The organism is Psychrobacillus sp. FSL W7-1493, from assembly GCF_038004905.1.
Classification (GTDB): domain Bacteria; phylum Bacillota; class Bacilli; order Bacillales_A; family Planococcaceae; genus Psychrobacillus.
In genome coordinates, this window is sequence record NZ_JBBOSB010000001.1 from 1,413,732 (window position 1) to 1,437,893 (window position 24,162).

The 24,162-nt window shown below is 36.9% G+C and carries 24 protein-coding genes; 20 read left to right on the top strand and 4 right to left on the bottom strand.

Going from position 1 to position 24,162, the window contains the following annotated elements; translation table 11 throughout:
• Position 1: 1 nt before the first annotated feature.
• The 4 genes from MKX96_RS07200 to MKX96_RS07215 all read left to right on the top strand — a co-directional run bounded on the left by MKX96_RS07200 (position 2) and on the right by MKX96_RS07215 (position 3,372).
• Positions 2-583 carry an RDD family protein gene (locus MKX96_RS07200; protein ID WP_340883017.1) on the top strand — a complete coding sequence of 194 codons (582 nt, stop codon included), beginning with the start codon at positions 2-4 and terminating at the stop codon, positions 581-583.
• Positions 584-618: 35 nt separating this feature from the next.
• Entirely contained in the window at positions 619-1,122 is a 504-nt protein-coding gene (gene tpx, locus MKX96_RS07205) for a thiol peroxidase (protein WP_169360937.1), read from the top strand.
• A 64-nt stretch (positions 1,123-1,186) separates the two neighbouring features.
• A complete protein-coding gene (locus MKX96_RS07210) occupies positions 1,187-2,116 on the top strand; it encodes a class I SAM-dependent methyltransferase (protein WP_340883018.1) in 930 nt (309 codons plus the stop codon).
• 65 nt (positions 2,117-2,181) lie between these two features.
• Positions 2,182-3,372 (top strand): acetate kinase, encoded by a 1,191-nt coding sequence (locus tag MKX96_RS07215; protein ID WP_340883019.1) that lies wholly within the window; start codon positions 2,182-2,184, stop codon positions 3,370-3,372.
• A gap of 6 nt (positions 3,373-3,378) precedes the next feature.
• On the opposite strand, the gene MKX96_RS07220 is transcribed toward MKX96_RS07215, so the two are convergent.
• Both MKX96_RS07220 and MKX96_RS07225 read right to left on the bottom strand, forming a co-directional pair.
• Positions 3,379-4,047 (bottom strand): GIY-YIG nuclease family protein, encoded by a 669-nt coding sequence (locus MKX96_RS07220; protein WP_340883020.1) that lies wholly within the window; start codon positions 4,045-4,047, stop codon positions 3,379-3,381.
• Between the two features lie 453 nt (positions 4,048-4,500).
• Positions 4,501-4,956, bottom strand: coding sequence for a universal stress protein (locus tag MKX96_RS07225; protein WP_298473291.1), 456 nt, complete (start codon positions 4,954-4,956; stop codon positions 4,501-4,503).
• 199 nt (positions 4,957-5,155) lie between these two features.
• Here MKX96_RS07225 and ald point away from each other — a divergent pair, with 199 nt between their 5' ends.
• The 9 genes from ald (at position 5,156) to MKX96_RS07270 (ending at position 12,256) form a co-directional block, all read left to right on the top strand.
• Positions 5,156-6,271 carry an alanine dehydrogenase gene (ald, locus tag MKX96_RS07230; protein ID WP_340883021.1) on the top strand — a complete coding sequence of 372 codons (1,116 nt, stop codon included), beginning with the start codon at positions 5,156-5,158 and terminating at the stop codon, positions 6,269-6,271.
• Between the two features lie 68 nt (positions 6,272-6,339).
• Complete coding sequence (gene crcB / locus MKX96_RS07235; protein WP_340883022.1) at positions 6,340-6,696, top strand: fluoride efflux transporter CrcB; 357 nt, start codon at positions 6,340-6,342, stop codon at positions 6,694-6,696.
• Positions 6,693-7,046: a fluoride efflux transporter FluC gene (locus MKX96_RS07240; protein WP_340883023.1), complete on the top strand. Its 354-nt coding sequence runs from the start codon at positions 6,693-6,695 to the stop codon at positions 7,044-7,046. The genes crcB and MKX96_RS07240 overlap by 4 nt, the downstream gene beginning before the upstream one ends.
• Positions 7,047-7,237: 191 nt before the next feature.
• On the top strand, positions 7,238-7,792 hold the full coding sequence (locus MKX96_RS07245; RefSeq protein WP_340883024.1) for a type II toxin-antitoxin system HicB family antitoxin: 555 nt from the start codon (positions 7,238-7,240) through the stop codon (positions 7,790-7,792).
• A 221-nt stretch (positions 7,793-8,013) separates the two neighbouring features.
• Complete coding sequence (gene lepB, locus MKX96_RS07250) at positions 8,014-8,580, top strand: signal peptidase I (RefSeq protein ID WP_340883025.1); 567 nt, start codon at positions 8,014-8,016, stop codon at positions 8,578-8,580.
• A gap of 582 nt (positions 8,581-9,162) precedes the next feature.
• Positions 9,163-9,495: a hypothetical protein gene (locus MKX96_RS07255; RefSeq protein WP_340883026.1), complete on the top strand. Its 333-nt coding sequence runs from the start codon at positions 9,163-9,165 to the stop codon at positions 9,493-9,495.
• A 318-nt stretch (positions 9,496-9,813) separates the two neighbouring features.
• Positions 9,814-11,187, top strand: coding sequence for a VanZ family protein (locus tag MKX96_RS07260; RefSeq protein ID WP_340883027.1), 1,374 nt, complete (start codon positions 9,814-9,816; stop codon positions 11,185-11,187).
• Positions 11,188-11,281: 94 nt separating this feature from the next.
• On the top strand, positions 11,282-11,875 hold the full coding sequence (locus tag MKX96_RS07265; RefSeq protein ID WP_340883028.1) for a hypothetical protein: 594 nt from the start codon (positions 11,282-11,284) through the stop codon (positions 11,873-11,875).
• Positions 11,876-12,037: 162 nt separating this feature from the next.
• Positions 12,038-12,256 carry a hypothetical protein gene (locus MKX96_RS07270; protein ID WP_340883029.1) on the top strand — a complete coding sequence of 73 codons (219 nt, stop codon included), beginning with the start codon at positions 12,038-12,040 and terminating at the stop codon, positions 12,254-12,256.
• Between the two features lie 888 nt (positions 12,257-13,144).
• On the opposite strand, the gene MKX96_RS07275 is transcribed toward MKX96_RS07270, so the two are convergent.
• The gene (locus MKX96_RS07275) at positions 13,145-14,236 is read right to left on the bottom strand and encodes a M24 family metallopeptidase (RefSeq protein WP_340883030.1); all 1,092 of its coding nucleotides are present in this window, start codon (positions 14,234-14,236) and stop codon (positions 13,145-13,147) included.
• A 115-nt stretch (positions 14,237-14,351) separates the two neighbouring features.
• Here MKX96_RS07275 and MKX96_RS07280 point away from each other — a divergent pair, with 115 nt between their 5' ends.
• Both MKX96_RS07280 and MKX96_RS07285 read left to right on the top strand, forming a co-directional pair.
• Positions 14,352-15,035 carry a metal-dependent hydrolase gene (locus tag MKX96_RS07280; protein WP_340883031.1) on the top strand — a complete coding sequence of 228 codons (684 nt, stop codon included), beginning with the start codon at positions 14,352-14,354 and terminating at the stop codon, positions 15,033-15,035.
• 61 nt (positions 15,036-15,096) lie between these two features.
• Positions 15,097-16,404, top strand: a complete 1,308-nt coding sequence (locus MKX96_RS07285; protein ID WP_169360952.1) for a DRTGG domain-containing protein — start codon at positions 15,097-15,099, stop codon at positions 16,402-16,404.
• Positions 16,405-16,439: 35 nt separating this feature from the next.
• Here MKX96_RS07285 and MKX96_RS07290 read toward each other — a convergent pair whose 3' ends face one another.
• Entirely contained in the window at positions 16,440-16,748 is a 309-nt protein-coding gene (locus MKX96_RS07290) for a YtpI family protein (protein ID WP_169360326.1), read from the bottom strand.
• 91 nt (positions 16,749-16,839) lie between these two features.
• Here MKX96_RS07290 and MKX96_RS07295 point away from each other — a divergent pair, with 91 nt between their 5' ends.
• The 5 genes from MKX96_RS07295 to accA all read left to right on the top strand — a co-directional run bounded on the left by MKX96_RS07295 (position 16,840) and on the right by accA (position 24,139).
• The gene (locus tag MKX96_RS07295) at positions 16,840-17,772 is read left to right on the top strand and encodes a DHH family phosphoesterase (protein WP_340883032.1); all 933 of its coding nucleotides are present in this window, start codon (positions 16,840-16,842) and stop codon (positions 17,770-17,772) included.
• A gap of 10 nt (positions 17,773-17,782) precedes the next feature.
• Positions 17,783-20,836: a DNA polymerase III subunit alpha gene (gene dnaE, locus MKX96_RS07300; RefSeq protein WP_340883033.1), complete on the top strand. Its 3,054-nt coding sequence runs from the start codon at positions 17,783-17,785 to the stop codon at positions 20,834-20,836.
• A gap of 829 nt (positions 20,837-21,665) precedes the next feature.
• Entirely contained in the window at positions 21,666-22,310 is a 645-nt protein-coding gene (locus tag MKX96_RS07305; protein ID WP_445678181.1) for a FadR/GntR family transcriptional regulator, read from the top strand.
• Positions 22,311-23,180, top strand: a complete 870-nt coding sequence (gene accD / locus MKX96_RS07310; protein WP_340883034.1) for an acetyl-CoA carboxylase, carboxyltransferase subunit beta — start codon at positions 22,311-22,313, stop codon at positions 23,178-23,180. It abuts the gene before it with no gap.
• Positions 23,174-24,139 (top strand): acetyl-CoA carboxylase carboxyl transferase subunit alpha, encoded by a 966-nt coding sequence (gene accA / locus MKX96_RS07315; protein WP_340883035.1) that lies wholly within the window; start codon positions 23,174-23,176, stop codon positions 24,137-24,139. The genes accD and accA overlap by 7 nt, the downstream gene beginning before the upstream one ends.
• Positions 24,140-24,162 lie beyond the last annotated feature (23 nt).

The following is a 24,162-nucleotide window of genomic DNA, read 5'->3' on the forward strand; positions in this document are numbered from 1 at the left end:
AATGAGTGAGTTAGAACCAAATAACCATGAGCTTGTAAAAGAAAGCCCGCCTGTTCGTCAAACAATGGCCGTTTCGAAAACGGAAAGCTACGTACAAAAGGCTGCTGGTTTTTGGATACGCTTCTGGGCTTATATAGTAGATTTGCTAGTGCTATCTTCTGTAGGCATGCTGTTAATCAAACCAGTTTTCCGCTTGTTCTCATTGGATGTAAGCAGTTCGAGCTGGTATGCTCCAATTTCACTTACAACAGCAATTCTTTTCTATTTGTACTTTGTTCTTATGACGAAGTTCTTTTCACAAACAGTGGGTAAAATGATTTTTGGCATTCGTGTTGTATCTAAAGGAGAAGGAAAGCTAACATGGGGTACGGTTTTATTCAGAGAATGGGTAGGACGTCTAATATCAGTCATACCATTTAACCTACCGTATGTAGTTGCGGCCTTTACGCCACAAAAGCAAGCTATCCATGATTTTATTGCAGATACACTAGTAATACACGAATCTTCCTATGACAAAAAGGAAATTGTAGAATATAAGCGCACTCCTGTTGCAAATGAGTTGCAAGAGACAAACGAATTCTAGTAAGATGAGAGTATCGAAAAGGAGGCTACATAATTATGACACAAGTAACATTTAAAAATAATCCTGTAACATTATTAGGCAAAGAGGTAGAGGTTGGGGAAAAAGCTCCAAACTTTACAGTATTGGCAAATAACCTATCGCCGGTTACTCTTGAGGATTCAGCTGGAAAAACTCGCCTGATTAGTGTAGTACCTTCCCTTGACACTGGTGTTTGTTCAGCACAAACTAACAAGTTTAACGAAAGTGCTGCAAGTCTTGGTGATGATGTTGTTATTTTAACAATCTCTGTTGACCTACCTTTTGCACAGTCTCGTTGGTGTGGAGCAAATGCAGCAGATTCTATTCAGACATTATCTGATCACCGTGACCTTTCTTTCGGGAAAGCATTCGGAATAGTAATGGAAGAGTTACGCTTACTTGCTCGCTCGGTATTTGTAGTAGATAAGAATGGTGTTGTAACTTACAAGGAAATCGTAAGTGAAGGTACTAACCACCCTGACTACGAAAAAGCGCTTGAGGCTGTTAAAGCAGCTCAATAACTAACACTATAAAAAATAAGTAAACCCACTCTATTTCGAGTGGGTTTTCATTTGAGGGATCAGTATGCAAACAAATGTAGAAAAAATCTTTTCATTTATCGATCAAGAAGCCACATATATTGAAGAGCAGGAATCTGCTCCTTATTTAGAAGGAATCGTCTATGCACTTGAGCTATGGCTTGAAAATAAAAAAGCTCCTGACCTTGTGAATCCTAAAAAAGAAGAGATTCGTAAAGCTATCCAGCTCGCTATTTTAAAAGGGATGAGCAAGTCTACTCAAGCAAATCACCAAATGACACCGGACGCAATTGGCTTACTATTAAGCTACTTCGTAAAAGAAATGAACAAGGAGAAAAAGGAGCTGTCCTTTTTAGATCCAGCACTAGGTACTGGAAACCTTTTATTCACCCTAATGAACGTCATTCCGAATACTTCCCATGCGTTTGGAGTTGAGATAGACGAGTTACTTATTCAGCTTGCTGCGCAGGTTGGGGAACTACTGGAGCAGGACATCCAGTTATTTAGACAGGATGCAATTCGTCCATTGATGATTGATCCTGTCGATATAGTTGTAAGTGACTTGCCAGTAGGATATTATCCAGACGAAGAGGCCTCGAAGGATTATTTCCTTCATAGCGAGGATGAAATGCCTTATGCCCATCATTTGTTCATGGAACAAGCGATGAAGCATGTAAAGCCAGGTGGATATCTATATTTTCTAGTCCCAGCTACGATCTTCGAATCAAAGCAAGCACCACAGCTGCATAAATTTATAAAAGAAAATGGCTGGATACAAGCAGTCATTCAACTTCCAGACTCTATCTTTAAGAACAAAGCGCAAGAAAAGAGTCTCCTTATTTTACAAAAGAAAAGTGAAGACTTAAAGGCTCCACGAGAGGTCTTGCTTGCGAAGGTACCAAGTATGACAAATCGAGAAGCAATGGAGCTATTCTTCAAAAAAATCGACATATGGCAAGAAGAAAATAATAGGTAAAATTTGCCCGCCCCTTTTATGCAAGGTACAATTATTGTATCAGTATAAAGAAGGGGCGTTTTCTTATGCCAAATATTTTAGCAGTTAATGCAGGTAGTTCTTCTTTAAAATTTCAGTTGTACTCAATGCCCGAAGAAAGAGTAATAGCAAAAGGATTAATCGAAAGAATAGGATTATCAAATCCTGTGTTTACGATGAACTTTGACGATGAACGTATCCACTTAATAGAGCAAGTAGATAATCACGAACAGGCGGTTAAATTGCTCATTAAAATGCTGATTGATCACAAAGTAATTCAATCGTTAGAAGATATACAAGGAATTGGCCACCGTGTCGTACATGGAGGAGAAACATACAATGACTCCATTTTAATAAACGAGGACGTGATCAAAAATATTGAAAGATTAGCAGAGTTTGCTCCACTTCATAACCCGGCAAACGTTACAGGAATCATAGAATTTCAAAAAGTTTTGCCCAATATACCAGCTGTCGCTGTGTTTGATACTGCTTTCCACCAAACGATGCCTGAAAGTTCTTATTTATACTCGATTCCGTATGACTATTACGAAAAGTATAGTATTCGAAAATATGGCTTTCACGGAACCTCTCATAAATATGTCGCTCACCGAGCAGCAGAATTATTAAATAGACCACTAGAAATAACTCGCCTCATCTCCTGCCATCTCGGAAATGGGGCAAGCATTGCAGCTATTCATAAAGGGAAATCCATCGATACCTCCATGGGATTCACTCCACTCGCAGGAGTAACGATGGGTACAAGATCAGGAAACATTGACCCGGCATTAATACCTTACTTAATGGAGAAGACAGGAAAAAGCGCAGAGGGCATCCTAGATATACTAAATAAGAAATCAGGAATGTTAGGAGTTTCAGGCTTTTCCAGCGACCTCCGCGACATAGTAATAGAGGCAACCAAAGGCAACGACCGTGCCCAGCTAGCACTAGACGTCTTTGCTAACCGAATACACAAATACATTGGATCCTACGCTGCCCGTATGAATGGAGTAGACGCCATCATATTTACAGCAGGCATAGGAGAAAACAGCGAGGTTATCCGCGAAAAAGTACTCTCTGGTCTCCAATTCATGGGAGTCTACATGGACCCAGACCTAAACAAGCTGCACGGCAAAGAAGGCTTCATCAACTACCCGCACTCGCCAGTAAAAGTCATCGTCATTCCTACAAATGAAGAGATTATGATTGCTAGAGATGTGATGAGGGTGGCGGGGATGTAGTTAATATTATTTTTTCTTTAACACACCATTTTTAACAAGGTTGTTTAAAGCACCAATGTTTTTAAATCTAAAATAAACACTTAATCTACTTAAATCTTCATTCGTTAAAGAGGAATAATCAATCATTAACTCATACTCCTGATCTAATTTTTGGATCATTGTTTTAGCATATTGTATTTGTTTTTTAGTTAATGGTTTTTCTTTTTTTATAGACTCTTCAACCATTTTTCCTTTGTCGTTTACATCTTTTTCTTTGTTGTTACTAATACTGTAGTTAATTTCATCCGTATATTTACCTGACTTAATCCAATTCATATCATCTCTGTTCAGGCTAAACCATTCACCTTCTAATCTTTTAGAAGAAAAATGCTTATGAAACGCCACCTCTGTCTGGTGGTGATTTCCAGTCTTAATCAAGTAGATAAGTTTGTTCTCAAATGGAAGCTTAATGTTAAAAAGATTCATTCGTTTTTCAATGTGCTTTGTTTTTCCAATTTTAAAAGTGCCATTCATATATTCTTGGACGAAGTACACATACCCCGGAGCATTACCGTCTGGAAAAGGAGATTTAAGTATTGTTTCTAATTCTTCTTGATTTGTTTCAAAAAGATATATTTTTTGAGGTTGCGCAAAAGATAATTCATTTGTTGCCTCTTTAGTGATAGAGTTTTTCATAAATATTCGTTCCACAAGATGCTTAATCAAAAAAACTCACGTCTCTTTCTAATTAAATTCTATAAAATATAGTATTATTTTCCATTATAGTATAATAAAACTCATATTTATAGTTAAATAGTTATGAATGGCATTGTTCTTACTTGATTTTAAGCATTAGCTAGGAGGTTTTAAGAAGGGATAACCAATTGTTGATTGCAGCGGCAGGCGGCGACTCCGGTGGGATGAGTGAGAAAGATAAGACATCACAACCATGTGCGTAAGCGATGGGTGATGGCTTATCGCTCACCCCACGGAAAGCGTCCGCCTAGAGCGTAAATCAACTTCTACATTGTTCTATGTAAAGCATCAACGCCTTCTGCCTACTTACCTCTAGTCCTACATTCAAAATGTTTAAAACAAAAAAAGAGAACCAAGGCATAAGCCATGGTTCTCTAAATTTAATATACTAAATTATGCTTCCAGCACTTCATCTGTACGAACTACAAGTACATCACATGTAGAAGAACGTACAATATACTCAGACACACTACCAATTAAAAATCTTTCCATAGCATTTAACCCAGTTGCTCCACAAATGATTAAATCTGCTTCTACCTTATTAGCTAGATCCTTCGAAATCATTGTCTTTGGTGAGCCATACTCAACAATAATATTTACATTTGCCACTCCAGCAGCAAGAGCTTCTTTTTTATATCCACCAAGTAAATCTTCTGCAAATTTTTGAGCTCTTTCCGCGATAGAACGATCATATGCCTCGATAGCTGCAAAAGAACGAGTATCAATAATATTTACTAAATTTAAAGTTGCGTTATTTCTTTCAGCAATAGAAACAGACTTTTTAAAAGCAAATTCTGCTTCCTTTGAACCGTCTACTGCTACTAAGATTTGATTATATTTTAATGTCATTCTAAATCCCTCCTGGGTTTGTTATACTGTTATATTTCTATACTTAATCTCTAATTCCTGCTATTTCTTAATAGTTATTTAGTCTAATTTGTGAACAAAGGCTAATTATATGAACGAATTGATGAGCAATTTAGAATTATTAATGCTAAAATATACTTGTTTCACTAATCTATTTAATCTTGTTAAAGGGGATATAGACATGCGTATAGGAGTTCCAAAGGAAATTAAAAATCATGAAAACCGTGTCGCAATGACACCAGCGGGAGTTGTAAGCTTAACTCTACATAATCATCAAGTGTTTATTGAAACAGGAGCAGGATTAGGTTCTAGCTTTACCGATGAAGATTATATTGCAGCAGGAGCAACGATTGTTCAAACTGCTCACGAAGCATGGAATCAAGAAATGGTAATGAAAGTAAAAGAGCCCACACATCAAGAGTTTGACTTAATTCAAGAAGGTTCTATTCTGTTCACTTATCTACATTTAGCACCTGAAGAAGCATTAACAAAAGTGCTATTAGAAAAGAAAGTTACAGCGATTGCTTATGAAACAGTTCAGTTGCCAAACAATTCTTTACCTCTTCTTTCACCGATGAGTGAGGTTGCCGGTCGAATGGCTACCCAAATTGGCGCTCAGTTCCTAGAGCAAATCCATGGAGGTAAAGGAATTTTACTTGGTGGAGTTCCAGGGGTTCCACGTGCTAATGTAGCAATCATTGGTGGCGGGATCGCAGGGACAAATGCTGCAAAAATGGCAATAGGAATGGGTGCGAAAGTCACTATCATCGATTTAAACGTGGATCGTCTTCGTCAATTAGAAGATATCTTTGGAAGCAATGTTCAAACTCTAATCTCTAACCCTTACAATATTGGAGAAGCGGTGAAGGAAGCAGACTTAGTAATAGGTGCTGTATTAATACCTGGTGCCAAAGCTCCTAAGCTGGTATCAGAGGATATGATTAAATCAATGACTCCAGGCTCAGTTGTAATTGATATTGCCATTGACCAAGGAGGAATCTTTGAAACTTCTGACAGAATAACAACTCATGATAACCCTACCTATGAAAAGCACGGCGTAGTACATTATGCAGTTGCGAATATGCCAGGAGCAGTTCCAAGAACATCTACTATGGCATTAACGAATGCTACAGTACCTTATGCAGTGCAAATTGCTAACAAAGGGTACAAGCAAGCATGTCTGGATAATCTAGCGCTTCAAAAAGGGATTAATACATTAGGCGGTCATGTTACATTTGCAGCTGTTGCAGAAGCACAAGGCTTACCATATACAGATGTTACAACTCTATTAAAATAACATTACTCAATCACCCAGCTCAGGAGAGTTTGGGTGATTTCTAAATTTCTAAACAGTGAGGTGGAATAGTGAATTATCTATACGTTGGCCTCGCAGGGGGATTAGGAGCAATATGTCGATATGTGATTGGATTTTATATAGCTCCTTCATCTTCTTTCCCTTTTTCCACTTTATTTGTAAATTTAATTGGGTGTTTTGCTCTCGCTTTTATTTTGTCTCGTACAGAGAGATTCTCCTACAAATTACGCCTCGCCTTAGGCACCGGGTTCCTCGGTTCTTTTACTACCTTTTCAGCCTTTAGTGTGGAAACTATACTTTTAGTAGAACAATCCGAATATGCTTTGGCACTGATTTATCTAATATGCAGTATAATCGGGGGCATGATTAGCAGTAATCTTGGATGGAAAAAAGAGGTGGAAGAATGACTCTAATTTCTCTAATAGCAGTTGGTGGAGCAGGATTCCTCGGTGCAATATTGAGGTATTATACTTCTGAAAAGTTAAACAAGTATAACAAGTTTCCTATTGGAACGCTTTATGTGAATTTAATAGGATCTTTTCTACTCGGGTTACTGTGTGGGGTGAACGTGGAAGGAATTTATTATCTGCTCATTGGTATCGGGCTATTAGGAGCACTGACAACCTTTTCAACGTTGAACGTTGAATTGATAAAACTAAAGGAAAAACGAAAACAATACCTTTTTTATTTTATTTCTACTTATGTAGGTGGGTTGTTCGTAGCTTTTATAGGTTACTTTTTTGGAACTGTATTTTAGCTCTAATTTATGGGGTTGCCTGTATTGATTGGAGCGGCAGACGGCGAATCCAGCGGAAAACTATACTACACGAAAACTATCAAATGAGGCTGACACACAACTAGTTACTTAAACTAACACACAAATTAGTTGAAGAAGGATACTTTTAATTTCTAGTTTTTCCTAATAAATAAAGGGCAGGTATAGATGATATGGCATTTGAGAATGTAGTATATCCAGCGTTTATTAAGCAAGAAGAAAGTTTCAATATTCATTTCCCAACTTTGCTTCCAAAGCACGGGTGGGAGACTCCGTTAAGCTATGGTCCCACGAAAAAGGAAGCAATTCAAAATGCAAAGAAGGCCTTAGCTTATTTGTTAGCCGGTGCTCTATATGATAATGAAGATTTACCAAGTCAGGGACAGATTCCTACTAATCTTGTGACGGAAGAGATGGAACTTGTTTTTATTAAAACATCATATAGTGATTATGCAAAAGAAATTGAAGAGCATTTACCATTCCGTCATTGGCATATCTATTTTAACAGAGATGAGAATAGTGATTTTCAAGCTGTTGCATATAAGAATAGACAAGGACTCTGGGATGTAAAGGTAGATGGTGATTTACCTATCGAAATAGCAAAGGAGAAGTTGATACAAGTTTGCCCTACATATCCTGTTATTTGTACTGTACGACGTCGAGTTGAAGCGGAAGAAGCTTTCGATAGTTTAATACTCAGAGTAGAAGAGATAAAAAAGAAATTGTAGATTTTAAATACTGCTCCTATATAAACAAAAATAAAGGCGATTTATATTACCATGTAATAATAATTTATAATTATCCTAAATATGCTTTATGAAATGTTGCACTTAAAATTAATAATGCAGTTTAGTTTAAGTAGCAGGTATTCTTAAAGGAAGGTCGAATAGGTTAATTAATGAATTAATCAAGTACAGCTAAGTGTATAAAAGAGAAAGGGGCGTTGAAAGTGAAAAAAGCAAAAGAAAAAAATGAATTATTGGAATGGGCAAAAGCAATAGGGATTGCTATTTTATTTGCATGTGGTATTCGATTTTTCCTATTTACACCTATTGTAGTTGACGGTGCTTCTATGATGCCCACGTTTGAAAATGGTGACAGAGTAGTAGTGAATAAAATCGGACCAGAATTGATGGATTATGAAAGATTTGATGTTATTGTATTTGAAGCAAAAGAAGATACTAATTATATCAAACGTATTATTGGTATTCCTGGTGACCTCATCGCTTATGAAAACGACGAACTTTTTATTAATGGTGAGAGGTACGACGAACCCTACTTAGAGGAATATAAAAAAGCTTTGATAGACAATGGTACACTTACGGGAGACTTTACATTAGAGGAAAATTTAGGTGAAATAACTGTGCCAGATGGACATTTTTTTGTACTAGGAGATAATCGTCGTAATAGCACAGATAGCAGAGACCCTCGTGTTGGATTTGTTTCGGAGGATAAAATATTGGGTACCGCAAAAGTAGTATTTTTACCTCTAGATAATTTAAAGATAATAAAATGATAAAGTGGTTTGTAAGTGAAATAAGGGAAGATAGTGTTTTTATTAAGCTAACGGGTGCTTCATGTTATAAGGTTAACCAGTTTTTACTGGTTGACCTTATTTTTTTAGGATTTAATATATCAGTAGCCAAGGGTAGGACGTACGGGTGCGTGGGATAATGATTCCATCGGCTAAACTGTCCACCCCCTATTTGTAGAAACAGGTTTGAGGCTGTTTGGGACATAGATCTCGTATAACAGGCGAAGCTATGACACTACAAGGAGGAACAGGGGTACTGGTGAGTTAGTCAGAGGAGAAAGTTAATGAACCAAGTAGTCGGACTGGATAATCACTGGTTACAAGTAATTAAGGGAAAACCTTCCAAAAGATTTTTGGAGGGCTATTTGTCATACGCAAAATAGTATATCATAGGATTAATAATAATTTTAGAGAAAAATATTGACATCCTATTAGCTGGTTTAGCAAAGTATGGCATCATTTCGATGATCTATTTTTATGTCCCAAATATCAAGTTGATCCTAAATATGCATTGTGAAATGTTACACTTAAACTACGTAGCAGGATAGTGAGGGAGGGGATTTTATGAAGAGTAAAAGAATTTTATTGTCGGCTATAACAATTTCTATTGCCTTTTTAATTATTATTTTTATTTATAATTCTTTTTCGTCTGTGTTAACTGTAACTGATTTTACTGTCACTGAAAAAGGGCATTCTAACGATAACCATGAAGCATGGATAAAGGGATTTAACCCCAATTCCCCAGTGGGACAACAAGAAGAGATTAAAGTAATTGTTAGGGAACCAATGGTAATGAATTTAATTCAGAAAGATAAGACATACTTCGTAAATTACACGATAAAAAGAAATGGACTAATTTTTCTTAGTGATATTGAACCTATTGAGGATCACAATTAAGCTTGGCTATTCAACTAACGTCGTGCTTTAGCAAATTATGGCCATCATTTCGATGGTCTATTTTTATGTCCAAAATATCAAGTTGATCTCAGATAAGCTTTGTTAAATGTTACACTTAAACAGGTTTAGTTGAGATTGTGAAGCAATGTACTTAAACTAACGCAGCAGTTTAGTGCAACAAGGAGTATCGTAAGTTTTATTAATTTACAAAGTTGGGAATAAATGTTGAAAAAATAAAAATTCTCTAAATTGGAACTTTTTGCAATTTAATTCTGTTAAAATTATTAGTAATTCCTTAAATCGGAATAGGGGGCAGACATGAGATTAGAAGAAATTATTCAGATGTTACAACGCAATTTATTGTTTGCACTAAGTGCAACAATTATTATTTGCTTAGTTCTTTTTATAGTGTATCGATTTATTTATTTAAAAAAATTTGCTGGAGATAAGCGACTTAAAGGAAGACAAGTAATTGTTTCTTTATTGTTTATTTTATATATCCTATCAGTATGTGCGCTAACGCTACTGAATCGTGGGGCAAATTATGAAGGTAGTGTTAATTTAGCACTGTTTAGCTCGTATCGAGAAGCTTGGTATGATTTTAGTGTACGTGATTGGCAGTATATTTATTTTAATATTGCAATGTTTGTGCCACTTGGTTTTTTCCTGCCACTAATGCATAAACGCTTTTTTGCAATAGGTTGGACGGTACTTGCTGCGATGTTGTCTACTGGATTTATTGAAGCTGTACAATACATAACAGGTGTTGGCATTTTTGAATTAGATGACTTATTTAATAATATATTAGGCGCATTGATTGGCTTTGGTTTGGCGAAGGCTTTCATAGTGAAACGATGGGCGTTACGTGCTTTATCATTGATGCCGTTGTTACTAGTCGTTGGATTATCACTAGGAATGTTTACTTATTATGAGCAAAAAGAGTTTGGGAATTTGTCGATTGTGCCTGCTAATAAAATACAGATGGAAGATGTGGAGGTATCAATGACGCTAACATTCAATGACGAAGGTCCTGTAGCAACTGTTTATAAGGCACCAAGTTTATCGAAGGACGAGGCGCAGCAATATGCCTATGAAATCTTTGGAAAGCAGAAGGTGGATACATCATCAATTGAAATTATTGATTATCAAAATGAGGCGAATTATCGCTATCACGGGGAACCATCGTATTTTATATGGCTTCACTTTTTAGATGGGTCCTATGAAATTACCGATTTTTCAAGTTTTGATGTTGAACATGCTGATACAGATGAACAAACATTAACATTATCACTTCAAGAAATGGGAATTACCATTCCTGCAACCGCACAATTTGAAAGAATGGATGTAGGGCAGTATGAATGGACGGTCAATCAATTCGAAACAGATGGCCAGTTAATTGATGGGACATTGAAAGTGGCTTATTATCAAGATAAAACGATAAAAAGTGTTGTAAATAACATAGTCACGTATGAAAAGGTAAGAGAAATTAAGTTAAAAAGTGAACAACAAGCCTATAACGAATTATTAGATGGGAAGTTTAAGACGTATGATAAAAATATTAAGGAAATGCAAATTCAACAAGTAAAGCAAGCGTATGTGATGGATTCTAAAGGATTTTATCAACCTATTTATGTATTTAGTGGCACAATTAATGGGGAAGAGGCTACCATTTCTATACCTGGTATAGAATAAAATAAAAAGTTAATCCTTTATTTAGCTCTAACCATGTTGTGACATAACCATCCGAATAAACAAGCGGATAAGTCTGAAGATAAAGGGGATTTTTATGAATATAGAACCTAAAAGGAAGGTCTGGGGGAAAGGTTCAGTAGTAATTATTGTACTTATTATAGCTTTCATAACTTGGTATTATCCATTATCGTTTTTTAGCATCCATCAAAGCGTAACATATCATCCTGGTTCGAATACTCATAATGGCAAAACCTACGAAGAAGAGATTGGCGAGTTTAAAGCTGCCTATGAGGAGGATCTAAAAAAGGATTTAGAAAGTGATAATTACAATCCTACGGTAAATCGTACTCAATTTATTCTTCCGATTTTTGAACAAGAATGGCTAATCGGCACGGACTCCAAAACAATTGACAAAGATAAACTGGATAGAATGCTTTTCGATGTACAACAGGCAAGAAATACCCTGTTACACCTTGTTACTGAAGGAGATTATTCCAGAGAAGAAAGGGGATACCTGGTTGATAGTATAAATAATTTCCTGAACTTGGAAGATCGTATTAGATATATTAGAAACGGCAAATATTTTTCGAGAAGTGATTTGCAAAGGATGTTAGGTAATTTACAAGGATATTTCTGGGCAAGTTTTAATAACTATACCACCGTTTTTTATGATGAATCTCATAAATGAAATTTTGAAGCAATCGGGTGCAATTGTTTAATAAGCGTCGCTGTTCTAATTCAACTAACGGCTTGCTTTAGTAAACAGGTAGCTGTCTTTAAGGGTAGCTTTTTCTTACTAGAAAGTGACTTTTTATTTACTTAACCGTCTAAATATAAAAGGGGGTTTAATATGAAGATATTTTGGTTTATAGTGTTATTATTTTTTATCCTTTGGATTATGATATCACATCAATATCCTGAACCAAGTTGGTGGTCTATCTTTACATCGGACCGCTCAACGCATACCCCTCTAATGGAACATCTCTCTTTAATTAAGGTAGCTATTACTACACTAGTTTTTATAAGCTTGGCTTACCTTTTTCGCCGAACACTTCAAAAGTGTGATTAGTAAACATATTTATTTTTTTATTCGTAGCCAACAAGTTTGTGTACTTAAACTAACTGGCGCTTTAGCTAAAATGGATGTTTATTAGTTAATTCTTATTTTCTATTGAATAAAAATTAGGGTTAGCTACAAAACGGCATAGGAGGAAGGACTAGTATCCAATATAATGTAGCTTTTAATATACCAACCTATACAGATGATGAATCAACCTTTCCAAAGCCAGTAATCGGAAATTACGATTATTGGACTGCATTATTCGAACACTTTTTAAAAAGTTCAGATACAATTGAAATTCATTGTTGGAATGAAGAGATTGAAACTATTTCAGAGATTAAATCTCTCTATAAAAATGAATTAGAAATTGTTAAAGGAGAAAATCTCACTATATTTAGGTGGCGAAAGCACTCTATCGTTTCAGATTATTTATTGAATGACTATTTAAATAAAATAGGAGAATTCAAGTGGTTCACAGTTAATTTAGACAAGGATATGATGTCTGTGTTTCATTCGGGACACTGGGGGACGGAATTCTTTGTACCTAATGCATTAAAAAGTGATGTTGCATTAATCAAAAGTGTAATTCCCGCTGAAACAAGTTTTCATCAAAATTAACAATTCCTTATTCAAGTAACGTTGCGTTATTTGAAGATGAAAAGTGAAGTAAAATGAGCCAGGAGAAAATATCCTAGCTCATTGTTTATGTGTATTTAAAATCACCCTTTACCTTTAAAATAGGAAATAAAAAAACGTGAAATCGGCAGTTGATTTCACGTTTTTACAAATTTTTAAAGCTAGTTTCTTTCTTGTGGAAATCTCTCCATTCTAGTTGTTTGGAGAGGAGGCTACGTCTTCTGGGGTAACAGCGAGATAAGTAACAGTCTCCTGTTTATTTTAAAGTACTTGCAGCTCTTTCGGGAATTTAGTTAACACTTCAACTCCGTCAGCAGTAACCACTACATCATCCTCAATACGTACGCCCGTAATATCTGGGTGGTAAATACCAGGCTCGATCGTAAATACCATTCCTTCTTCTAATACCATTTCATTAACACCTGTAATCGAAGGGAATTCATGAACTGAAATTCCTAAGCCATGACCTAGGCGATGCGTAAAGTATTCACCATAGCCAGCCTCCGTAATAACATCACGAGCCGTTTTGTCTAATTCCATAGCAGTGACACCTGGCTTCACTGCGTTTACAGCTGCCATTTCTGCTTTAAGTACCGTTTCGTATACTTCTCTTTTTTCAGGAGAAGGTTCGCCGAAAGCTACCGTACGAGTTATATCAGAACAATAGCCGTTATACACTACACCAAGATCAAACAGGATGAAATCACCCTTTTGAATTTTGCGATCTCCTGGAGTTCCGTGAGGAGAAGCAGTCTTCGGTCCACTTAATACCATCGTATCAAATGACATTTGAGCTGCGCCTTTTTCTTTCACGGCTAACTCGATAGCATTTAATATTTCTAGCTCCGTTTTACCTTCAGCAATCTCTTTACAACCGACTTCAATCGCATAATCTGCTAGCTCAGCTGCTTTACGCATATTAGCTAATTCTGCCTCGGATTTTATAACACGTAGCTCATTAATCTTTTCATCTAAACGATTGATTTGAAGGGAAGAAAATCTTTTCGTTATTGCTTCTAATCTTTCAACCGTCATATGAGATTTTTCAATTGCTAGGCTCTGAATGGATTGTCCGCTGTCTTTCACTGCTGACGCTAATACGTCCCATGCATTGTCTGTGTCCTGATGGCCAATAATAGTCCCTGACCATCCAGCTGCTTTGGCATCCGGCATCTCCATTTTAGGGCAAATGATAAACGGGGGAGCATCTTTAAATATCATTACTCCAAGTAAACGTTCGTGCGGATTGCTTTTAAATCCGGTAAAATAGAAGACGTTATCAGGAGTAGTTACGAAAGCAGCGTCTATGCTGTTAATTTGTAGGTATGACTGAATTTTTTTTATAGATTCCAAGTAAAGCACCTCTTTTTTATTTATATTATAAGGATAGCAGAATAAAGGAATTCTTGCATTAACGTTGAATGAACAATAAGTAGATTTAAAATATTTTTTAAGGAGAGATGTCAAAATGAAAATTAGCTATCATGGACACTCAGTAGTAAAAATTCAAACAAATTCTCACACTATTTTAATTGACCCTTTTATAACGGGGAATGAAAAAACAGACTTAAACGCAGCTGAACAACAAGTGGATGCTATTCTTTTAACACATGGCCATGATGACCATGTCGGAGATACAGTGGAGATTGCTAAAAAATGCAATGCCATTGTCGTAGCACCTTTTGAGCTGGCAAATTATATACAATCTAAAGGGGTAGAAGTGCATCCTATGGGTATCGGAGGCGAACGTGAATTTGAGTTTGGAAAAGTAAAATTTACTCAAGCTTTTCATAGCTCTTCTACTACAAATGAGGAAGGCCAGGTCATTTATTTAGGGATGCCTACTGGTATTCTCTTCAGTGCAGAGGGAACTACCCTATACCATGCTGGGGACACTGGTTTATTTGGTGATATGAAGCTTATAGGTGATCGACACGATATTGATGTTGCTTTCCTTCCTATAGGTAGCAATTTCACAATGGGACCAGAGGATGCGGCGTATGCTACAGAATTACTTCAGCCTAAAATTGTAGTTCCTATTCACTACAATACTTTTCCACCTATCAAACAAGATCCAAAGTACTTTGAAGGCTTAGTTAAAAAGGCAGAGGTACAAATACTTTCAGCTGGAGAATTTGTTGCACTCTCCTAGGATAAGAAAATTATTAAAATGTGTTACAATAAGCGTATAACTAACGTTTGGATGTGACTACATGACAACAAAACATGAGCAGATTTTGGCTTACATTGAAAACCTTCCCGTTGGTGATAAAATATCGGTTAGGCAAATTGCAAAAGATTTATCGGTAAGTGAAGGAACAGCTTATAGAGCCATTAAGGAAGCAGAAAATAGAAGAATAGTTAGTACTATTGAACGAGTGGGTACGATTCGTATAGAGCTTAAGAAAAAAGAGCACTTCGAACGTCTTACATTTGCAGAGGTAGTTAATATAGTAGATGGACAAGTACTTGGTGGTAAAGCTGGGTTATACAAGACATTGAACAAATTCGTTATTGGTGCCATGCAGCTGGATGATATGATGCGCTACGTAGAGCCAAGCAATCTATTGATCGTTGGTAATCGTTTGAAGGTACATGAGACTGCTTTAAAGGCTGGAGCTGCAGTATTAATCACGGGTGGCTTTGATGTTTTGGAGAACACTAAAAAATTAGCGGATGAGCTAGAACTTCCGGTTATATCCACGAGCTATGATACCTTTACAGTTGCCACGATGATTAATCGAGCGATTGACGACCAGCTTATTAAGAAAGACGTTTTACTAATTGAGGATATATATGTACCACTAGAAGAGACGTCTTATTTATACGCAACAGACCTTGTAAAACAATACAGAGATTTAAATAATATGACCTCTCATGGGGGATTCCCTGTAGTAGATCGATCCAATAAGCTCGTTGGAATAGTGACGGCTCGTGATGTCATCGGAAGAAATAGCAATGAGATGATTGAAAAGGTTATGACCAAGAATCCTATTGCCATTACGATGAAAACGAGCGTTGCTTCTGCTAGCCATCGTATGATTTGGGAAGGAATAGATCTTCTACCTGTTGTTAAAGAGAGCAATTATTTAGAAGGTGTCATCAGTAGGCAGGATGTATTAAAGGCCTTGCAGGCTGCTTCTCGACAGCCTCAAAACGGTGAAACAATTGATGATATAGTAAAGCAGCAGATTAAAGTAGTTTCATCTGAGGAGTTCATGTTTGAATTTGTCGTGACTCCACAAATGACGGACCACTACGGGGCGATGTCTTATGGGGCCTTTGCGATCCTTTTAACGGAGACAGGAGCACAAGCGTTAAAAATTAAAAAGCGCGGTGAATCTGTCGTTGAAAACATGACGATTTATTTCACTAAGCCTATTCAATTAGAAAGTATCCTGCGCATCCAAGTGAGGGTATTAGAAATGAGTAGGAAAGTAGCGAAGATGGATATTGAGGTTTTCCACGATAAACAATTAGTTGGTAAGGCTATGGTCACTTATCAATTATTAGAAAGATAACGCATAATATAAAAAAGATGCGGCATTTTGCCGCATCATTGATTTAAACTAAGTTCTTCTTGTACAAACTGACCGTAGTGTTTGGCTGCTTTATAATGATGGTACATAAAATACCCACCGATTAATACAAAGATAATAGATACTACATAAGTGAGTGTTGATTGATAAATCAACATAAAGTTAAAGCCGAAAAACAATATAAACGCTCCAAGACAAACGGAAGCCTTCGCAGTATACCATTTTTTGCGAATAGGAAGTGTTGCACGAAGCTGTTTTGTTTTAAAATAAAAATACCATACAAACGAGACGATTATACCTAAAACTAATATTCCATTTAATATCATGATGTACCTCCAATAAAAGTAATGCTATTTTTATTGTAAAGGTAAACTTAAAAAAAGGCGAATAGTAATGCGTCTCTATGGAGGAAAAATTATGAAAAGACAAATCATTGACACAATCGAGAGCTATGACAAGATTATTATACATCGCCACGTTAGGCCAGATCCCGATGCATACGGGTCTCAAATCGGCTTAAAGGAATTACTTGCTTTAAATTACCCGAACAAAAAAGTATGGGCAACAGGCACGCATGATAGTACATTAGACTTCCTAGCAAAGCCTGATACTGTTACAGACGAGGACTTTAAGGATGCACTAGTTATTGTGACGGATACAGCCAATACAGAGAGAATAGATGACAGTAGATATAATTTAGGTAAATTTTTAATCAAAATAGATCACCATCCAAATGAAGATGCATACGGAGACCTATTATGGGTAAATACAGAGGCGAGTTCTGTAAGTGAAATGATTTGTGAGCTTTTCTTCGATGGGGAGGAATATAAGGGATGGAAAATGGATTCGACTATTGCCCGCCTATTATACGCAGGAATTGTAGGGGACACCGGAAGATTTATGTTCCAAAGCACAACAGAACAAACAATGCTTTATGCAGGTAAACTGATCTCCTACGGTTTTGATCGAACAGAACTATTTAATGGTATGTATGAAGTAGAGAGCAACATGCTTCAGTTAAAAGGCTATATTTACGCTAATTTTGAAATGGAAAATGGCGTAGGACATATGAAGTTAACAAGAGAACTTCTGCAAAAATACCAAGTGTCAGAATCTGAGGCTTCCTTATTGGTAAGTGCCTTGTCAGACGTGAAAGGGATGAAATGTTGGGTTTTCTTTATAGAAGACGAAAAGGAAATCCGTGTTCGATTACGTTCCAAGGGCCCAGTTATTAATGGAGTGGCTAAAAAGTATGGTGGCGGTGGACATCCTTTGGCTGCTGGAGCTACTGCTTATTCATGGGAGGAAGCAGACGAAGTATTAGAGGACTTAAAAAAAGCTGTAAATTGAGGTGTTATGAATGCAAACAGTATATCCCCAAATTGTAACCTCAGCGGATATGCTGAAAAGTACAATTCAATTGGAGCAGCTCATTGAAAAGCTGAAAAAAAATAATACAAAGGTGGCAGCCATTACAAATAGTATGTTGTATGGTGTGTTGCCTTTTTGGCATACGCTTATTAAAAATGAAATACAGCCTGTCATTGGGCTAACCATCAAGGTGCAGCTAGACAATGGCACGGTGTCTTTAGTAGTTTATGCTGAGAATAATAAAGGCTATGAAAACATCTTAAAAATTTCAAGTGCAATGGAAACGAGAGAGCTAGATTTACTACCAAAGAAATGGCTGAGTGCATATAGAGAAGGATTAATAGCTGTGTATAAAGCGGATCCCTTGCTCTCAAAAGATAATCTGATAGAGCTAATGGCCATATTTAAACTGAGTTGCTTATTCATTGGGATAGAGCGTCCTAGCGGCAAACCGACGGAGGAAGAGAGTTTTGTTAGAGAAATAGCAGAAGAATTAGATATTGCACTTACTGTTTATCACGAGTGTCGGTATGTAGATAAAGAGGATGCGTTTGCATTTGAAGTGCTGCATGCAATGGACCAGTCTGTAAAGATGACTGATTTTCAAAGAAAAAAACCAAAGCCAGACTCTCACGTGCTTTCTTACGAGGAATGGATAGAATGGTTTGCAGATGTCCCAGACTGGATCTCTAACACAAAAACAATGTTAGAGCGTTGTATGGTTGTATTCGATAAGAAAAAGCATATAATGCCGAAATATCCTTTGCCAGTAGATGTGAATGCCAAGGATTATTTAATATCTCTTTGCGAGGAAGGACTAAAAGAGCGAGTTCCACTATATACCCAAGCTTATTTAGACCGTTTGCAATATGAAATAGACGTTATAAGTCAGATGCAATATGAAGATTACTTCTTAATCGTCCAGGATTTCATGAAGTATGCAAAGCGTTCCAATATTTTAACAGGACCGGGAAGGGGTTCCTCTGCCAGCTCCCTTGTAGCTTATACTTTATATATTACAGATGTAGATCCTCTCCAATATGGACTCCTATTTGAACGATTCTTAAACCCTGAACGTATCACGATGCCCGATATAGATATTGACTTTGCTGACTCAAAAAGAATGGAAGTAGTTCGCTATGTAGCGGAAAAATATGGACAAAATCATGTTTCACAAATTATTACATTTGGTACCTTGTCAGCGAAAGCAGCTGCCCGTGAAGTAGCAAGAGTATTTGGATTTGAGGCTAGCACCATGAACGCCATTTCCTCGTTTATACCTTCCAAACTAGGAATTACTTTAAAAGAGGCTTACGACCATTCACCTAAACTAAGAGAATTTATCCAAACAGAAGATATGCGTAAAAAATGGTTTGAAGTTGCTCTAAAATTAGAGGGACTACCAAGAAATGCATCTACCCATGCCGCAGGAATAGTGTTATCCCCACAACCTTTAGTAAATACTGTTCCAATTCAAAAGGGGCATGATGAGATTTATTTAACGCAATGGCCAATGAAGGAAGTGGAGGAAAAAGGCTTATTAAAGATGGACTTTTTAGGATTGCGAAATCTAACAATAATTGAGCGAATTCTTAAATCGATTCATGTTAAGAAGTCTTCTATTTCTTTAAAGGATATACCATTAAATGACGAACGGACGTTTAGTCTTCTTCAAAAAGGCGATACAACGGGAGTATTCCAGTTAGAGTCAGCTGGTATGCGTAATGCATTAAAACAAATTAGACCGACTAGATTTGAAGACATTGTAGCAGTTAATGCACTATACAGACCAGGCCCGATGGATAGCATCCCTTTATATGCAAAACGTAAGCTTGGAAAGGCACCTATTACTTACGAGCACCCAGTTTTAGAGCCGATATTAAGGGAAACATATGGAATTATAGTGTATCAGGAACAGATCATGCAAATTGCCTCCAAAATGGCTGGCTTTACATTTGGCGAGGCTGACTTGCTTAGAAGAGCCGTTAGTAAAAAAAATAGAGAAGTTTTAGAAAAGGAACGTCATCACTTCGTCCAAAAAGCCAAACAGCTCGGTCATGAGGACCAGGCAGCCACTTCTGTTTATGATTTAATCGTCCGTTTTGCAGATTACGGGTTCCCAAAAAGCCATGCGGTTGCATATAGTGTCATTTCTTATCAAATGGCGTATTTAAAGGCTCACTATCCATTAGAGTTTTACGGAGCTCTCTTAAGTACTGCGATAGGGAATCAGGAAAAGATTAATCAGCTTGTAATCGAGATGAAACAAAGAGGTATAGCTGTGTTACCTCCTTCTATTTTTAAAAGTCAATCATCCTTTAGTGTAGAGAACAATGGAATTCGCTTTGGCCTTCAGGCGATAAAGGGGATTTCGTATCCATTCACGCAAAAGCTTCTACAGCAAAGACATAAACGTCCAGCGAAATGGGAAGATATTTTTGACATGGCTTCTGATTTGTCTGCTGTATTCTTTACTAGGAAAAATATCGAGCCACTTGTAAAGGCTGGAGCTTTAGATGAATTTGGAGTGGAACGTTCTACGTTATTAGCAACTATAGATGCTGCCGTAAAATATGCGGAGCTTGTCAGTCCTACAGAGGAAACAGATTTATTTGAAGGAGACTCTTCTCCTTTCGGAAAATCAAAATATATTAAAATGGATCCGTTACCAATTATGTCAAAATTAGAATTCGAAAAAGAAGTGCTTGGTCAATATTTTTCAGAGCATCCAACAGTCTCTAAGAAAAAGATGGATAATAACATCCAGCATATTTGGGATATTCTACAGTCTTCGAAAGATTCTTATGTGAAGGTTATTGGAATGGTGGAGGATATTAGAAGGATCCGGACAAAAAAAGGAGAAGCAATGGCTTTTGTCACCGTCCAAGATGATACCGGGACTGTTTCTATCACCTTATTCCCGGATGATTTTGCTAAATTTAATACCCTTTTAAAAGAACAAGCTATTCTTTTTATAGAAGGTAAGAAAGAGAGCAGGAATGGCAGAGTCCAAATAATTGCGAAGAATTTATCTGTCTGTTGATTACTAATATGTTCAACAATTTTGGATATGGTTACCTAGTGTGAAAAAGATAAGCCACCACGTGCGCATAGCGACGGTGATGGCTTATCTTTTTTGTTGTTCATAAGGCTATTGTTAAAGGGAAAAATGGTTTTGAAAGCATTTATTACTCTATTATGAACAAAAAAGATTTTTTTTCGAGAAAGGCCCTGCAATAGTATTCTAGGAGGATTAATTCAAAAGACTTTTACGAATATAAACAGATTTTTATTGCTTTTTTATGTGAGTTAATCCTCATAAATATAGAGCTTTAAGTAATAAATATATTTCCTACTTATTGATTGGAGCGATAGACGGCGACTCCAGCGGGAGGAGGGAGACAGATAAGACATCACAACCACGCGCGCAAGCGATGGGTGGTGGCTTATCGCTCCCCCCGCGGAAAGCGTCCGGCTAGCGCGGAAATCAATTCTACTTGCTGACTCAGAGGCATCATAAACAACACCCTAGTCTTTAACATAGCCAAAATAAAAAAATAAAAATATGAACTGAGATAACTACGCTACCGCTGGTACCTAAGGTTTTTACAGTCATTATAACAACATTCACACAATAATGATTCTCAAATTAGGCTATTCAATCGCTCGCCTTAATTTTGCAACCGTTTGTTAAATAAATTATCATACCCCTTATTCTGCTATCAAAGAAGCTCTGATCAATAAATTCATGACTTTTTAATAACTGCACATACCCCTTGTGCAGTTTTTCCTTTACGTAATGGAAGATTTTATGTATCCTATTATTTATAAGTGGTCTGACCACTTTGTAATTTATGGAAGAGTGATGTAGTTTGAATTCAGATAAGGCCTCAAGAAAAATGTTTCTGGAAATTGTAAAACAACTGAGACAGCTTATTCATGATGAAAAAGTACCTATTGGTGGAAAATTACCTTCGGAAAGAGAGCTTGCAGAACGACTTCAAGTTGGAAGATCTTCCGTAAGAGAAGCACTTCGAAGCATGGAATTACTAGGCTTAATAGAGACTAGAAGGGGAGAAGGAACATTTCTTTCAGATTATCGAAAACATAAACTGGTAGAAGTGCTATCGACCTTTATTCTGCAGGAGGCTAAGCCTAAGGAAGATGTCCATATAACAAGAGAGGCACTTGAAAAAGATGCTATTAGAAAGGTATGTCTTTCAGAAAAGCTACATAAACTTTTAATTTGGGATGCTTTTATAGAAAAATTGCAGTTGGAAGAAGTGCAAAGAGAAGACATTATTAGAGAAATCCTAATCTTATCGGACAATCGCCTTGGCTTGAAAATTTGGTTTTTATTGAAGCAATATGGTGGAGAGCCTTATCGTAGCTACATGACTTTAGAAGAGAAAGGAATTTGGACTCAATTGCTAGAATGTATAAAGCTAGGAGATGAGAAAAAAGGAATTTCTTTTTTTGAGGATTGGCTATTGTTACTAAACAGGGGAGATGTTTAAATGAGCATTCGAGATATATTTAGAAAAAACCAAAAAAGAAAATATGCCACTATACCATCGGAGAAAGCACATGATGTTCCTGAAGGAATTATGGTTAAATGTCCGGAGTGTAGGAAAAATGTTTTCACCAAGGATCTTATGAAAAACTTAAAGGTTTGTCCTTCCTGTGAACATCATATGAAAATGACAGCTCAAGAACGTATTGATATTTTTCTAGATGAAAATACCTTTGTTTCAATGGACGATCATTTAGAAACAGTAAATCCATTAAATTTTCCTAGCTATACGGAAAAGGTTAAATCAGATTCTAACAAAACAGGCTTGAATGAGGCAGTTTTAACTGGCATCGGGAAACTGAAGGAACATACGGTTGTAGTGGCAGTAATGGACTCACATTTCCGTATGGGATCTATGGGATCGGTAGTCGGCGAAAAAATTACGAGAGCAATTGAAAAAGCAACGGAGCTGAAAGTTCCTTTTATCATTTATACAGCGAGCGGTGGAGCAAGAATGCAAGAAGGCGTATTGTCTTTAATGCAGATGGCAAAGACATCTGTTGCTTTAAGAAGACATAGCGACCATGGTTTATTATATATTTCTATTTTAACTCACCCAACTACTGGGGGAGTCTCCGCTAGCTTTGCCTCGGTCGGAGATATTAACCTAGCAGAACCACGTGCACTGATTGGCTTTGCTGGAAGACGAGTCATTGAACAAACCGTTCGGGAGAAGCTACCAGACGATTTTCAAACAGCTGAATTTTTAATGGAGCATGGTCAGCTGGATGCAGTTGTACACCGACAAGAAATGAGAGACACGGTAGCGAATCTAGTTAACTTACATGTCCAAAAGGAGGTAGTCGTATGGTAAAGGTACTTCCATTTGAGGAGCCAATCGTACAGCTTAAAAATAAAATAGAAGAAATTAAAGAGTACACTGCAACGGCAGAAGTAGATATGTCTATTGAGATTGAAAAGCTGGAAGAGAGACTAAGAAAACTAGAGCTGGATATTTATGAGAATATGGAGCCATGGGATAGAGTACAAGTAGCTCGACATCCAGGCCGTCCTACTACTAGAGATTATATACAACGGTTGTTTACTAATTTCATAGAGCTTCATGGAGATCGTTCATACGGCGACGATGCTGCTATTATAGCTGGAATAGCACTATTGAACGGAAATCCAATTACTATAATTGGGCATCAGCGTGGAATAGATACAAAGGAAAATATAAAACGGAATTTCGGTATGCCTCACCCTGAAGGATATCGCAAAGCACTTCGTTTGATGAAACAAGCAGAAAAGTTTAATCGTCCGATCATTTGTTTTATAGATACAAAGGGTGCTTATCCAGGTAAGGCTGCTGAAGAAAGAGGGCAAAGTGAAGCAATTGCTAGAAATTTAGTAGAGATGGCTGGCTTAAAGGTGCCTGTAATTAGCGTTGTTATCGGAGAAGGAGGAAGCGGAGGAGCGTTAGCGTTAGGTTTGTCTAACCATATTCATATGCTTGAAAACTCTACCTACTCTGTTATCTCACCGGAGGGAGCTGCGTCTATTCTTTGGAAGGATGCCTCGCTCGCGAAGGAAGCAGCAGAAGCGATGAAAATTACCGCTCCAGACTTAAAAAAAATGAATATAATTGATACAATTATAAGAGAGGTTCATGGAGGAGCTCATAAAGATATTGAAAAGCAAGCAGAGTATATGAAGGACGTGCTTGTTAGCTCATTAAGAGAACTATCCATGCTCTCACCAGAAGAATTAGTAGAAGCACGCTACAAAAAATTTAAGCAAATTGGTCAATTTAAAGAAAATGCGTCTTTATAGACGCATTTTTTTTGAAAGTTTCT

What these genes read in the sequence shown, in the direction of transcription:
- MKX96_RS07200 (WP_340883017.1), top strand. Translation starts at nt 2, where the DNA reads ATGAGTGAGTTAGAACCAAATAACCATGAGCTTGTAAAAGAAAGCCCG.
- tpx (WP_169360937.1), top strand. Translation starts at nt 619, where the DNA reads ATGACACAAGTAACATTTAAAAATAATCCTGTAACATTATTAGGCAAA.
- MKX96_RS07210 (WP_340883018.1), top strand. Translation starts at nt 1,187, where the DNA reads ATGCAAACAAATGTAGAAAAAATCTTTTCATTTATCGATCAAGAAGCC.
- MKX96_RS07215 (WP_340883019.1), top strand. Translation starts at nt 2,182, where the DNA reads ATGCCAAATATTTTAGCAGTTAATGCAGGTAGTTCTTCTTTAAAATTT.
- MKX96_RS07220 (WP_340883020.1), bottom strand. Translation starts at nt 4,047, where the DNA reads ATGAAAAACTCTATCACTAAAGAGGCAACAAATGAATTATCTTTTGCG.
- MKX96_RS07225 (WP_298473291.1), bottom strand. Translation starts at nt 4,956, where the DNA reads ATGACATTAAAATATAATCAAATCTTAGTAGCAGTAGACGGTTCAAAG.
- ald (WP_340883021.1), top strand. Translation starts at nt 5,156, where the DNA reads ATGCGTATAGGAGTTCCAAAGGAAATTAAAAATCATGAAAACCGTGTC.
- MKX96_RS07240 (WP_340883023.1), top strand. Translation starts at nt 6,693, where the DNA reads ATGACTCTAATTTCTCTAATAGCAGTTGGTGGAGCAGGATTCCTCGGT.
- MKX96_RS07245 (WP_340883024.1), top strand. Translation starts at nt 7,238, where the DNA reads ATGGCATTTGAGAATGTAGTATATCCAGCGTTTATTAAGCAAGAAGAA.
- MKX96_RS07255 (WP_340883026.1), top strand. Translation starts at nt 9,163, where the DNA reads ATGAAGAGTAAAAGAATTTTATTGTCGGCTATAACAATTTCTATTGCC.
- MKX96_RS07260 (WP_340883027.1), top strand. Translation starts at nt 9,814, where the DNA reads ATGAGATTAGAAGAAATTATTCAGATGTTACAACGCAATTTATTGTTT.
- MKX96_RS07265 (WP_340883028.1), top strand. Translation starts at nt 11,282, where the DNA reads ATGAATATAGAACCTAAAAGGAAGGTCTGGGGGAAAGGTTCAGTAGTA.
- MKX96_RS07270 (WP_340883029.1), top strand. Translation starts at nt 12,038, where the DNA reads ATGAAGATATTTTGGTTTATAGTGTTATTATTTTTTATCCTTTGGATT.
- MKX96_RS07280 (WP_340883031.1), top strand. Translation starts at nt 14,352, where the DNA reads ATGAAAATTAGCTATCATGGACACTCAGTAGTAAAAATTCAAACAAAT.
- MKX96_RS07285 (WP_169360952.1), top strand. Translation starts at nt 15,097, where the DNA reads ATGACAACAAAACATGAGCAGATTTTGGCTTACATTGAAAACCTTCCC.
- MKX96_RS07290 (WP_169360326.1), bottom strand. Translation starts at nt 16,748, where the DNA reads ATGATATTAAATGGAATATTAGTTTTAGGTATAATCGTCTCGTTTGTA.
- MKX96_RS07295 (WP_340883032.1), top strand. Translation starts at nt 16,840, where the DNA reads ATGAAAAGACAAATCATTGACACAATCGAGAGCTATGACAAGATTATT.
- dnaE (WP_340883033.1), top strand. Translation starts at nt 17,783, where the DNA reads ATGCAAACAGTATATCCCCAAATTGTAACCTCAGCGGATATGCTGAAA.
- accD (WP_340883034.1), top strand. Translation starts at nt 22,311, where the DNA reads ATGAGCATTCGAGATATATTTAGAAAAAACCAAAAAAGAAAATATGCC.
- accA (WP_340883035.1), top strand. Translation starts at nt 23,174, where the DNA reads ATGGTAAAGGTACTTCCATTTGAGGAGCCAATCGTACAGCTTAAAAAT.